This is a genomic window from Sedimentitalea nanhaiensis DSM 24252 (genome assembly GCF_000473225.1).
Classification (GTDB): Bacteria; Pseudomonadota; Alphaproteobacteria; order Rhodobacterales; family Rhodobacteraceae; genus Sedimentitalea; species Sedimentitalea nanhaiensis.
In genome coordinates this window covers 25289-34914 of the sequence record NZ_AXBG01000002.1, presented here as the reverse complement: position 1 = coordinate 34914, position 9626 = coordinate 25289, and the positions used below count along the sequence as shown (strand labels likewise).

The window sequence follows — 9626 nt, the reverse complement described above, 5'->3', positions numbered from 1 at the left end:
GTGCGGACTTTTACTCAGCAGCCATCCGCTCGGCCTGCGCGGTGCGATCCATGATGTAATCCGCGGCCTTTTGCGCCTCGGACGCGGCGCGGAAAATCGCACGGTTGTCTTCCTTCATCGCCTCAAGCCATCCTTCGACATAGGCCGCGCTTTGATCAAATTCAGGCTCCACGCCGATCTGCGCGCAAAGCATGCAGTTTCCGATTTCCGCGACCAGCTCCTCGAAGGCGTAGGCCTTGCGGTCATTGAACCTGCCCAAACGGTCCAGCCGCTTTGTCGCCCCTGTCCAGTGGGTCAGCTCATGCGCCAAGGTACCGTAATATCCTGCGGCCCGGTGAAACGTGCCAATCGGCGGCATGTGGATGCGGTCAGTCTTGATGTTGTAGTAGGCGCGCGGCTCCTCGGTTACGTCGATCTGCGCGCCAGTCGCGGCAAAGAACGCCTCCAGCTCGGGGTCGGCCTCAGTGCCAAGATCACGGGGCGGGTCGGGCAGGATGTAGAATTCAGCGCAGGATGTAGAATTCAGCGGGCAAGCCCTCGATCTGGTCTGCATTGAACACGCGGTAGGCCTTGGCATAGGGGATCTGGCGTTCCTCGCCGTTCTCGTCCTCGCGCTCGACGGTGCCGTATTTCACGACCGTGGCGGATTTCTCGCCCTTCCGAACATGGCCTCCAAGCTGCTTGGCCTGATTGAACGTCATCCAGCGGGCTGAGTTGTAATCCTTCGCCATCGCCGTGGCCCAAAGCATCAGGATGTTGATACCCCGATAGGCTTCGCCGTTGAACCGTTCCGGCAAGCTGACCGATACCCCGCCACCGGTCCACGGCTTGCGCCAGGGCGGCGTCCCCGCCTCGATCTGCGCAATGATCTGATTTGTGACATGGGAATAAACGTCGAACTTCTCTGCGGTCATTTGTGACCCTCCTTCGAGTGACGCGGGCCGGGTCTCTTCCCCTTTCCGCCAATGGGCGGGCCTTCCTGTTCTGATCTTTGGAATGCCCATGCATTCCGAAGGGCAGAGCAGGTAAGGGCAAAGCCCGTCCTGCGGCCTGGCGGGGCCGTGACAACTGGGTGGAGGGCGTGAATTTGGGAGGGAACCGCGCGCCTGCGCGTGGGAGGAGCCGGAATTCTCGACCGGAACCGACGCCGTAGGCGGCGCTTGCCGGTTTTCTCGGACCTGTCAGGATGGCAGGCGGATCAACAGGATTTGGAAACTGTCAGGGTTGGGGTGAGCGGGCGTCAGCCCGTCGATCCCCTGCCCTGTCTGTCGCTCAAAGCGAGACCGGCATCTGCCGGGATCACTGGATTTCTATCGAGACTACAGGACATGCTTTTGCCGAATGCAAGAAAGGCGGACAGGTTAGTTTCTTTGAATCAAACGGCGCGGACCAGATTGAGGGGCCAGCTGACTTCGTAAGCCGCTACTCCTTCAACTTTGGCCAGTGTCCGAACAGCTGACGAAATTCGCTCGGCCACAAGCACCCCGTCGAGCCGACCATGTGCAAATTTGTCCTGCTTGCCGAGTGCGAGCAGATAGTCAGCCACTTGGCGGACAGCCTCGGGCTTCGCTTCGGCCCGTTTCAACTCGATAATGAGCCAGTCGCCGGTCACTCGGTCTCGGGCGAGAATGTCGATCCGGCGCGAAGTAAGACCGCCGTCCACGGGGTATTCGTCTTGCACAACATCGTAGCGTGAACTCCAAGGCATCTGATCCCAGTTAGTGAGTATCTCGCGCTGAATCACATATTCTGTTGTGAAACCTGCACCATCATGCGCGCTACGATTGAGGGCCAGAACTGAGTGGTCGAAACCAGATAGCGCCTCAAGCGTCGGGATTACATCTTCACGCGTTACAACGAGATGGCCTGCTGTTTTGTTGCGTCCTTCGAAGACAAAGGAAATTCCTGCCGCAACAAACTGCTCGTGATACTTTCCATTGAAGACGGCGTGTCCGTAGTCAGCCTTCCCCGCTCGGAAAGTGTCGATTGCAAGAGACCATTGCACGCCCGGCCCCGGCGAGAACGCAAGATAGACGACTCCCCTTGGGTTCGGCCAGCGCGCGTTTTGGCGCGGATGATCATCGCGGATCATGCATTCCAAACCGCTCCTGAATGCAGTCTCGATCAGTTTTTCAACTGGTGGAGTGAGACGCCAATTCCGGGCGACATAGGCCTCTGCACCTTGTCGCACGAGAAGGCCGCCCTCTACCTCCTCAACCTTGATCCCATTTGAATATGCCCTGAGCACCAGGCCTCCTCCATACAGTTTGTCATGCGGCAGCGGTCACAGGTGCAAGGGCTGCGCATCGGGCTTCTGATCGAACAGGATCACCCTCCCGTCGCCACCGTCCGGATCGCTAACCAGGACAAACGGTACATCCGCCCCGTCCTTCTCATAGAGACAGCGGTACTTCATCTGGCCGTCAAGCGGATCGCGCACCTGATCATAGCGGTAGCTGTGCGGAATGCCCCTCTCGATCCAGCCTTCAACACCTGCGGGCGTCACAAGCGATAGCGGCTTTCCGTCCAGCAAGATCGTCTTGCCCACGTTGAATACTTCATACATCCGATCAGTCTCCTCTGTTGTGTCATCGGCTTGCGTCACAGGCTGTGACCTTCACCACGATCCCTGTCCCGCGTGTTTTCGTTCTCGTCGTCACCGCGCTCCTGTTCGCGCTCGTCGTCGATCTCCAGCTTTTCACGCGGCTTGTTCAGCACGTCCTTCAGTCGCTCGTTCACTGACGGCTTGCGCGCCTCGCGCCCAGTGTCTTCGCCCAGATCATACTCGCTGTGACCGTCCAGCTTGTGAACCGCCGACTGGCCATCGCGCCCGGCGGCCTTCTCCATGATTTCTTTCAGCCGCTCCCGCGCATAATTGCGGCCTTCTGGTTTCGGCGTGTCATCCTGATCCTGTGACCGGCCCACGACGCGCGCCAATCGCTCCCGGAAGTCCTCCGGATTGCGTTCGCCGCGTTCTTTCGAGGTCGCGGCTCTGAGTGCCGCCAGACCGGCGGAAACACGGCCCTGCCCCGCCTCGCGCTCGATGCCATAGGTCTCCCGCGCCACCTCCAGCCGCTCACGCATTTCGCGGAAAGCGGCGCGGGCCTGGCGGGCGGCATGGACCACGGCCCCGCGTTCCGTGACGGGGACGTATTCCCGGCCCTGACGCTCGGCCATCACCTTGGCGCGCCGCTCCATGGAATTGGCCGCTGGCCCCAGCTTCAGCTCGGGGTCGCGGTCCAGCTCCTCGGCTGTCAGCTTGTCGCCACGATTCAGCGCCGTCTCGCGCTGCTTCTCAAGCGACCGGTGATCGACACGCTCGACTTCGCCGACACGCTCCAGCGCGCGGTTCTGCAACTCGGCCCAGAGACCGCGCATCTGCTCGATCTCGACACCGCCGGTCTTGGCGGAGTCGAGCACGCGGGTTTTAGTGGTGAAGCCCCCGGCTTCCAGCTTGCGGGTGGAGGTCAGGACGTGGGCATGGTGGTTGCGCTGATCGCCCTCGCGGTGTGGCGCATGGATCGCCACATCAACGGCCACGCCGTAGCGGCTAACCAGCTCCTGGGCGAAGTCGCGGGTGATCTGGGACCGGTCCTCAGCGCTGACCTCGGAGGGTAGGGCCAGCTCCCATTCGCGGGCGGTGACGGAGTTGCGGCGGGTCTCGCTGGCCTCGGCCTCGTTCCAGAGGCGAGACCGATCCGTGGCCCAGTCCGGGGCGTCCTTCGGGGTCAGGATGAAAGTCTCCTCGATGCCCTGCTTGCGGGTGTAATCGTGGACGCGGCCTTCGCGCTGGCACTCGATGCGCTCCCCGACACGGTAGGCTGCTGCCGCCGTGGCAGAGCGCCCGGCGCTGCGTTTGATCGTCTTCACGGAGAGGTGGTAGCTGGCCATGCGCCCTCCCCTCGCCCGTGATGCAAACGCGCCCACGCGCCGGAGCTGATCCGTGCCGATACCCCGATATTGGCCACCGGATCAGCCGTCTTTTCTCCGCAAGAGTGCGCCCGAAACCGGTGCGGTCTGAGGGGAAAAGACAGCCCGCTTGAGGCGAGCCAACGGCTTTCTGAGGCGCGGGCTTGCCAGTGATCTGCCCCCAGATCCCCAGCCTCATGGGGGGCGGGATATGGGGACAGATCACTGGCGGTTTGCCGGGGGCAAACCCGGTTCGTGTCGGCACCGTCAGGTCCGACGACACGAACCTCCCGCAAGGGAGACGCCAGCGGCAGACCGGCCCCCACCGTGGGGCATCGGGCGAGACGCTGGCGCGATGTTGCGGGGCGCGATCCAACCGCTGAGGTTGGGCTGGGATGGTTTGGAAGGGGCGGCGCGCCCTTCCATGTCGCGGCGGCACGCGGCGAAGGGGATGGCCATCGGCCGGGGCTTTGCCCCAGAGAGATCGCACGCAAATCTCGAAACCGTAGGTGAAGAGTTTGCATAAGTGCGCCCTTGTCCTTTACAGGCCTACGGGTAAGCGCTATCGGTCGATCTGGCAAGAACAACCTCAACCAATCACTTTTTAAAGCGTAGGGACAGGCAGATGGCGGAAACAGAACTGGAGAAAGCGGAAAAGCGCTATGCTCAGGCCAAGGCACGGCTCCAGAGCATCCGCAATCGGGAAGCCACCAAACAGCGCAAACTTGACACACGCCGCAAGGTGATCCTGGGCGGCGCTCTGCTCGATCTGGCGGAACGGGATTCCGGGGCTGCCGCGATGCTTGACCGGCTGATCCGCAACCTCGCCCGTGAACAGGACCGCAAGGCCTTCGCGGACTGGTCGGCTCCCTCCGGTTCGCCCTCCCCTGCCCCCGATGCTGACGGGTCGTCCTGATGCGGGGAGCGATGCTCCTCTTTGGTGGTCTGTTCCGGTTTTTCGGTCGGCTGATCTTCACCCCCATTCTGCTGGGATGGCTGATCGGAGCCATGTGCCTGGGTGCGATGATCGGGGCGGTCGTCGCCACGCCGTTCATCTTCGCGTTCTTCGATCAACCACCCGGCGAAAGCGCCTGGCAGTGGCTTGTGTTCGGCCCCTTCATTTTTGTCGGCGCAGTCTTCGGGTTCCAATACTGGCGCAAGACCTCCGGAGCCGATGCCTTCTTCGGACTGACCGGCGACAGTCACGGCTCGGCGCGGTTTGCGAACCGCAAAGAGTTGAAGAAGCTGGAGCGGGCCAGAGGGCACAAAGATGCCGGTCTTCTGATTGGGCGCAATCCGCACACCGGGCGGTTGCTGCACTATGACGGCCCCGCCCATCTGATCACCCTCGCCCCGACACGGGCCGGGAAAGGCGTCGGCACCGTGATCCCCAACCTGCTGGCCGTGGAGCGCTCCGTCCTGGTCATCGACCCCAAGGGCGAGAATGCCCGGATTGCCGGGGAAGCCCGGCGGCGGTTCGGGACGGTTCATGTCCTCGATCCCTTCGAGGTGTCAGGAATGCCGTCAGCCGCCTACAACCCGCTCGACCGGCTGACACCGGACAGCCTCGATCTGGGCGAGGATGCCGCCTCCCTGACAGAGGCGCTGGTGATGGACCCGCCGGGGCAGGTCACGGAAGCGCATTGGAACGAGGAAGCCAAGGCCATCCTCGGCGGGCTGATCATGTTCTGCGTCTGCCATGAGGACCGCGACCGCCGGACCTTGGCGACTGTCCGGGAATATCTCACCCTGCCCCCGGAAAAACTGCGCGCCCTGCTGGAGCTGATGCAGGACAGCGATGCGGCAGGCGGGCTGATTGCCCGCGCCGCCAACCGGTTTCTGGGCAAGGCGGATCGCGAAGCCGCTTCGGTCCTGTCGAACGCGCAGCGTCACACCCACTTTCTGGACAGTCCGCGCATTGCGAAAGTGACATCGCGGTCGGACTTCCACTTCTCCGATCTGCGCCACCGGATCACCTCCGTGTTTCTGGTGCTGCCCCCGAACCGGATGGACGCCTACAGCCGCTGGCTGCGCCTTCTGGTCTCTCAGGCCCTCCAGGACATCGCACCGGACGCTGAAGCCTCTGTAGGCGCTCAGGGCGCTTCTCAGCGCCTCAAGGCCCCTGCCCTCTTCCTCCTCGATGAATTTGCCGCCCTGGGCCGCCTGGAGGCCGTGGAGCGCGCCATGGGGCTGATGGCGGGCTATGGTCTCCAGCTCTGGCCGATCCTGCAGGACATGAGCCAGCTCAAAGACCTCTATGGCGAGCGGGCGGGCACCTTCATCGCCAATGCCGGGGTGCAACAGGTCTTTGGCGTGAATGATTTCGAGACCGCCAAATGGCTGAGCCAGATGATCGGCCAGGAAACCACCGGGTTCCAGACCGACAGCTACAAGCCGGGCGACAATCCCAGCTTTTCCAACAACCTCACGGGCCGCGATCTGCTGACCCCCGATGAAATCATGCAGATGCCGCCTGACTTGCAGCTCCTGCGCGTCCAGGGCCAGCCCTCGGCCCTGGCCCAAAAGTTGCGCTACTACGCCGACCCCGAGTTCAAGGGGCTGTTCGTCCCGCAGGACCAGTGATCCGAAGGATGATCCGCCATGACTGACACCCCCTCCCCTGCCCCGCGCGACGACGAGCTGCGCGAAACCCTTGATCTCATGGCCACAGCCGTTGCCAGCATGTCCAACCGGATCGACGGCCTGACCACGGTTGCGAAGAAACAGATCGAGGTCTCGACAGAGGCGCGGATCGCGGCCTTCGCGGCACGGGATCAGACCAACCCAAAAAAATATGGCGAGCTGATCGGCCAGACCGTCGATGGCCGGATTGCTGACAGCCTTAATCGTTTGAACAAGGCGGCTGGAACGCTGTTGAGCGGCGTTGAAAGGTCAAACGCATCGTTTCAGGAAACCACGACGGCCCATTCCGACACGCTGCGCTTGATTGCTGACCTTCGCGAAAAACAACGGCAGGACAGACGCTGGCTTCCGTGGGTTGGTCTGGGCGGTATCGTTCTGGCTCTGGTGCTGACGGTGACGCTTCCGCGTTTTCTGGCCAGCACCCCCACCGCATGCGCGCTGATCGGGGCGACGTGGACGGCGACCTCCACCGGCGTCAATGCCTGCGTGTTCTACCAAGAGTAAGGCATCGCGTCCGACCTGCCGCTTTGCCCTTTTCTAAGCATCTTAGTCGCCGCAGGCGACCAGGAGGCTCTGCCTCCTCTGCCCCGAAGGGGCATTCACCTCCGGGATATTTGTGGAACAAAGATGTCGTGATAGGATGTCTTCGCGGTACAGGCGGGGACGCCGATGGCCGTGAACGGAGATGTCTCCGAGCGCCCTTCCCCTGCAAAGGTGAGGGGCGTTTTCTTGCTAGGACGCTGGGAGCTGGACGGCTAACAGATCGGCTCAGTCCGGGAAGTTGGGTGTTATATATGTGTTAGATTCTGTGTTACGCGAATCGCACTTTCGTTTATAGCATTGAAAAATATACTTTAATTTGGCCTCATTTGAGCCTTTGGTGGGTGATCTTACGATAAGGGGTGTGTGATCTTACGAAAGATGGTGTGTGATCTTACGAAAACCTGCCGGTGGGTGGTACTACGAACCTCTTGCCTCGGTGGGTGAAATTACGAATAGTGCATGGATGGTGGGTGAAATTACGAAACCGGATCGAACGCCTCTCCTCCCCTTGCGACATGCACAAGGGGATTTCTTCGTTTGCGATATCTTCGATGCCGCGCCCAAGGGTGACATGGCGTCGATGGCGCACCCGATCTTCACCCTTTCGACTAAGCCTGACACCAAGAAACGGCGCTACGTGGCGGCCGATGGAAAGAGCTATGTGGAGATCAGGCCCAACATGATCGGTCTCGCAACTGTCCATGATCGTGATGTGCTGATCTACTGCATCTCGCAGGTGATGGCGGCTCTGAATGACGGCAAACAGGTTCACAGAACCCTTCGGTTCAAGGCATATGATCTTCTCGTCGCGACGAATCGTCCTGTGGCTGGAACCGGCTACAGCGGCCTGAAAGCCGCACTGGAACGTCTCCAGGGGACGCAGATCGAAACCAACATCACCACGGGCGGCGTTGAACAGATCGACGGTTTCAGCCTGATAGATCGTTATCGCATTGTGCGCGAAACCCGTGACGGCCGGATGCTCGATCTTGAAGTCACCCTTTCCGATTGGGTCTTCAACGCCATCGCCGGGGATGACGTCCTGACGCTGAACCGCCGCTACTTCCAGCTCCGCAAGCCCTTGGAACGCCGTCTGTATGAGCTGGCTCGCAAGCAATGCGGCATGCAACCGGAGTGGAAATGCGGTCTGGACAAGCTGAAGGACCGAACCGGCTCCACATCCTCCGACAAGGAATTTCGACGGCTTGTCAAAGCCATCTGCAAGGCTGATCAGGAACACAACCACATGCCGGACTATGCCTTCAGAATGGATGCCGACATTCTCACGGTAACGCCAAAACCGGAATTTCTGGAAAACTATGCTCCCAAACCCGAACAGGACAGGCTGACCGGCGGCTACATCCTGCCCCTCTCGCCCGACACACTGGAACGAGCGCGGGAGCTGGCTCCCACATGGGACATAAAGGTTCTGGTCGGAGAGTGGCGGAATTACGCCGCCAGACAGCAAAATCCCCCGAAGAACCCGGACGCCGCGTTCCTCGGTTTCTGCAAAAGCTGGTTCAAGAAACGCGGTCGCAACGGTTGGTAGAGTAATTACTCAACTACTCATTTACTTAAATACTCAGACCAGAGATCACGTGTGATGTCGGAGATTGACCGGCCCTCCTCGACTGCCTTCATCTTGATCCTGCGATAAAGCGACTCCTCGATCTCGGCATTGAGGCGCTTCTTCTTCTCAGTCGTCCCGGTGACTTCGTGCAGGATGCGTTTGCGGGCCTCGTCGCCACGGCTTGGACGTTTAGCGGAAAGGGCCATCACGCGACCTCCCGTTTCGCGGCTGCAAGCATTGACAGTATCTCGTTGCTCAGCGCCGTGGTCTCCGCTCTTGCCTTCGCATTGTCGGCGTCGAATACGGTCAGCCCTTCCGATGCCGTCTGAGGATAGACTTGGCGTTGTGTTATAGTCGTCTCACAGACCGGCAAGGCATAGTCGTCCAGCGCGGTTCGCACATCACTGCCCAGCCGAGTTCCCTCCACAATCCGGGAAACCACAAACCCCGCGCGCGGCGATCCGTCCGTGACCTCCTGCCGCGCCTTGATGAACTCGACAAGATCAGATGCGGCCCAAATGTCATACGGCGATGGCTGAACCGGTATCAGAACAAAATCGCTGACCTTGATACAGGCTGCGATCATGTCCTCTAGCTTTGCCGCGCCGTCGATCACCACATGGTCGTAGTTTGCCGCCATGCTGGCCAGTGTCTTGACGTTGTTGGGGCGGTCCAGCGCCACCAGCTCAATAGGGTTGTCTTCGCTGGCTGCGTGCCAGTCACGGGCGCTACCTTGGGGATCGCTGTCCACGATCAGAACGGAATGGCCCAGCTCATGCAGCGATCTGGCCAGATTGGTGCTGATCGTGGTCTTGCCGCTGCCACCTTTGGGGTTCAGGACGGAAATTATGCTCATTGCTCTGCCTCATTTGTGTATTTACTCAAAAGTGTAACTGAGTATTTGAGACGCGGCAAGTTTGGTGAGAGCCGATGCCCGGTATCCATCCGCAAGAAAGGGAGT

General features: G+C 60.8%; 11 protein-coding genes. 4 read left to right on the top strand and 7 right to left on the bottom strand.

The window, feature by feature from the left end; all coding sequences use genetic code 11:
- Positions 1 to 10 precede the first annotated feature (10 nt).
- The 5 genes from NANH_RS29165 to mobQ all read right to left on the bottom strand — a co-directional run bounded on the left by NANH_RS29165 (position 11) and on the right by mobQ (position 3891).
- Complete coding sequence (locus NANH_RS29165) at positions 11 to 553, bottom strand: zincin-like metallopeptidase domain-containing protein (RefSeq protein ID WP_245601337.1); 543 nt, start codon at positions 551 to 553, stop codon at positions 11 to 13.
- Positions 504 to 914, bottom strand: a complete 411-nt coding sequence (locus tag NANH_RS29160) for an ArdC-like ssDNA-binding domain-containing protein (RefSeq protein ID WP_245601336.1) — start codon at positions 912 to 914, stop codon at positions 504 to 506. Before NANH_RS29160 ends, NANH_RS29165 begins: the two co-directional genes overlap by 50 nt.
- A gap of 461 nt (positions 915 to 1375) precedes the next feature.
- Positions 1376 to 2248, bottom strand: coding sequence for an endonuclease NucS domain-containing protein (locus tag NANH_RS0100420; protein ID WP_139236610.1), 873 nt, complete (start codon positions 2246 to 2248; stop codon positions 1376 to 1378).
- A 36-nt stretch (positions 2249 to 2284) separates the two neighbouring features.
- On the bottom strand, positions 2285 to 2566 hold the full coding sequence (locus NANH_RS0100410) for a hypothetical protein (RefSeq protein ID WP_027260282.1): 282 nt from the start codon (positions 2564 to 2566) through the stop codon (positions 2285 to 2287).
- Between the two features lie 35 nt (positions 2567 to 2601).
- On the bottom strand, positions 2602 to 3891 hold the full coding sequence (mobQ, locus tag NANH_RS0100405) for a MobQ family relaxase (protein ID WP_027260281.1): 1290 nt from the start codon (positions 3889 to 3891) through the stop codon (positions 2602 to 2604).
- A 643-nt stretch (positions 3892 to 4534) separates the two neighbouring features.
- On the opposite strand from mobQ, the gene NANH_RS0100400 reads away from it, so the two are divergent.
- The 4 genes from NANH_RS0100400 to NANH_RS0100385 all read left to right on the top strand — a co-directional run bounded on the left by NANH_RS0100400 (position 4535) and on the right by NANH_RS0100385 (position 8644).
- Positions 4535 to 4825: a hypothetical protein gene (locus NANH_RS0100400; protein WP_027260280.1), complete on the top strand. Its 291-nt coding sequence runs from the start codon at positions 4535 to 4537 to the stop codon at positions 4823 to 4825.
- An 11-nt stretch (positions 4826 to 4836) separates the two neighbouring features.
- Positions 4837 to 6492, top strand: a complete 1656-nt coding sequence (locus NANH_RS0100395; RefSeq protein ID WP_245601335.1) for a type IV secretory system conjugative DNA transfer family protein — start codon at positions 4837 to 4839, stop codon at positions 6490 to 6492.
- A gap of 18 nt (positions 6493 to 6510) precedes the next feature.
- Complete coding sequence (locus NANH_RS0100390; RefSeq protein WP_027260278.1) at positions 6511 to 7056, top strand: hypothetical protein; 546 nt, start codon at positions 6511 to 6513, stop codon at positions 7054 to 7056.
- Between the two features lie 424 nt (positions 7057 to 7480).
- Positions 7481 to 8644, top strand: coding sequence for a replication initiator protein A (locus tag NANH_RS0100385; RefSeq protein ID WP_322786771.1), 1164 nt, complete (start codon positions 7481 to 7483; stop codon positions 8642 to 8644).
- Positions 8645 to 8661: 17 nt separating this feature from the next.
- On the opposite strand, the gene NANH_RS0100380 is transcribed toward NANH_RS0100385, so the two are convergent.
- Together NANH_RS0100380 and parA are read right to left on the bottom strand one after the other, a co-directional pair.
- Positions 8662 to 8871: a plasmid partition protein ParG gene (locus NANH_RS0100380; RefSeq protein ID WP_027260276.1), complete on the bottom strand. Its 210-nt coding sequence runs from the start codon at positions 8869 to 8871 to the stop codon at positions 8662 to 8664.
- Positions 8871 to 9521: a ParA family partition ATPase gene (gene parA, locus NANH_RS0100375; RefSeq protein ID WP_027260275.1), complete on the bottom strand. Its 651-nt coding sequence runs from the start codon at positions 9519 to 9521 to the stop codon at positions 8871 to 8873. Before parA ends, NANH_RS0100380 begins: the two co-directional genes overlap by 1 nt.
- Between the last annotated feature and the right edge of the window lie 105 nt (positions 9522 to 9626).

Excerpts from the sequence above, each read along its gene's own strand:
- mobQ (WP_027260281.1), bottom strand. The coding sequence starts at position 3,891 with ATGGCCAGCTACCACCTCTCCGTGAAGACGATCAAACGCAGCGCCGGG.
- NANH_RS0100400 (WP_027260280.1), top strand. The coding sequence starts at position 4,535 with ATGGCGGAAACAGAACTGGAGAAAGCGGAAAAGCGCTATGCTCAGGCC.
- NANH_RS29160 (WP_245601336.1), bottom strand. The coding sequence starts at position 914 with ATGACCGCAGAGAAGTTCGACGTTTATTCCCATGTCACAAATCAGATC.
- NANH_RS0100390 (WP_027260278.1), top strand. The coding sequence starts at position 6,511 with ATGACTGACACCCCCTCCCCTGCCCCGCGCGACGACGAGCTGCGCGAA.
- NANH_RS0100410 (WP_027260282.1), bottom strand. The coding sequence starts at position 2,566 with ATGTATGAAGTATTCAACGTGGGCAAGACGATCTTGCTGGACGGAAAG.
- NANH_RS0100395 (WP_245601335.1), top strand. The coding sequence starts at position 4,837 with ATGCTCCTCTTTGGTGGTCTGTTCCGGTTTTTCGGTCGGCTGATCTTC.
- NANH_RS0100380 (WP_027260276.1), bottom strand. The coding sequence starts at position 8,871 with ATGGCCCTTTCCGCTAAACGTCCAAGCCGTGGCGACGAGGCCCGCAAA.
- NANH_RS29165 (WP_245601337.1), bottom strand. The coding sequence starts at position 553 with ATGCAGACCAGATCGAGGGCTTGCCCGCTGAATTCTACATCCTGCGCT.
- parA (WP_027260275.1), bottom strand. The coding sequence starts at position 9,521 with ATGAGCATAATTTCCGTCCTGAACCCCAAAGGTGGCAGCGGCAAGACC.